Origin of the sequence: Roseburia sp. 1XD42-69, assembly GCF_003612565.1 — a bacterium.
Taxonomy (GTDB): Bacteria; Bacillota; Clostridia; order Lachnospirales; family Lachnospiraceae; genus Roseburia_B.
In genome coordinates, this window is the sequence record NZ_RAZG01000207.1 from 1 (window position 1) to 1,478 (window position 1,478).

Genomic DNA, 1,478 nt, shown 5'->3' on the forward strand with positions numbered 1-1,478 from the left:
GAGACTGTTTCATATTTTGTGTAAACTCAAAAAACTGACATAAGATCTATTGAATAGTTACAAGTGGGCAGATCCGGGTTTTCTGGTTCTGCCCTTGTCTGTATTATACAGGGGATTTTTCCCCTGTCAATGCAGCTTCTTAAAAATTCCTTTACAGGTTCCTGCCAGATAAGCGTTCCTCAAAATAAATCTCCAGCTGGGAATGGATCTGACCCCAGTCCTGGCGGTGGCCTGTCCATTTTTTCGTGATGTCCATCATTGCCAGGTACAGCATTTTTAAAAGGCTGTCGTCAGTCGGGAACACAGTTTTGGATTTGGTTACTTTCCGCAGCTGGCGGTTGAACCCTTCGATCGTATTCGTCGTGTAAATCAGTCGCCTGACCGCTTCGGGATACTTGAAATAAGTGGACAGGGTAGCCCAGCTGTCGTGCCAGGATTTGTAGATTTTCGGGTATTTGGCGTCCCATTTGTCTTTGAACAGCTCCAGCTCACTCAAGGCGGTTTCCTCTGTCGGGGCGGCATATACGCGCTTTAAATCCGCCATCAGCTTTTTGATGTCCTTATAGGAGACGAATTTTGTGGAATTTCTAATTTGATGGATAATGCACTGCTGGATTTCTGCCTGCGGGTAAACAGCCCCTATCGCCTGCGGAAAACCGGACAGTCCGTCTACGCAGGCAATCAGTATATCTTCCACGCCGCGGTTCTTCAGGCCGTTCATGATGGAAAGCCAGAATTTAGCGCTTTCATTTTCTCCAACATACATTCCAAGGACATCCTTTTTCCCGTTCATGTCAATGCCGAGTGCAATGTAGACAGCCCGTTTTACAATACGCCCCTCGCTGCGTACATGGTAATGTATGGCATCCATGAATACTACGGCATAGACTTCTTCCAGGGGACGCTCCTGCCATTCCCTGACGATAGGAAGTATTTTGTCCGTAATCCGGCTGATCGTGCTGTCGGATATGTCCATGTCATAGAGTTCCTTCATGTGGGATTCGATATCGCCGGTTGTCATGCCCTTTGCATACATGGAAAGTATTTTTTCCTCCATGTCCTGCGTCACGGTATTCTGGTATTTTTTAATGAGCTGCGGCTCATACTCGCCGTTACGGTCGCGCGGGATTGCAACATCTATGTCGCCATAGCTGGTATGCATGGTCTTTTTCGAATGCCCGTTGCGGCTGTTGTCAGTATCCTTATTCCGGTAATCATACTTTGAGTATCCGAGTTCCTCATCCAGCTCTTCATCCAACACATCTTCCAGGATCACAGACATCATGTCACGCATAATGGCATTCACATCGGTTCCATTTTTGATGATGATGTCATTTTCTTTGAGATAGCTGCGCATCATTTCCCTCATTGCCGCTTTTTGCGGACTTTCATTTTTTCTTGCCATAATAAAACCTCCAAACTGAGTAATTCTATCTTACATCAGTTTGGAGGTTTACACAAACTTTGGGATAGTCCCT

General features: G+C 46.1%; 1 protein-coding gene. It reads right to left on the reverse strand.

All coding sequences use genetic code 11. The features are described 5' to 3' along the window. Positions 1 to 151: 151 nt before the first annotated feature. Entirely contained in the window at positions 152 to 1,369 is a 1,218-nt protein-coding gene (locus tag D7Y06_RS25100) for an IS256 family transposase (RefSeq protein ID WP_199714857.1), read from the reverse strand. Between the last annotated feature and the right edge of the window lie 109 nt (positions 1,370 to 1,478).

Excerpts from the sequence above, each read along its gene's own strand:
- D7Y06_RS25100 (WP_199714857.1), bottom strand. The coding sequence starts at position 1,369 with ATGAGGGAAATGATGCGCAGCTATCTCAAAGAAAATGACATCATCATC.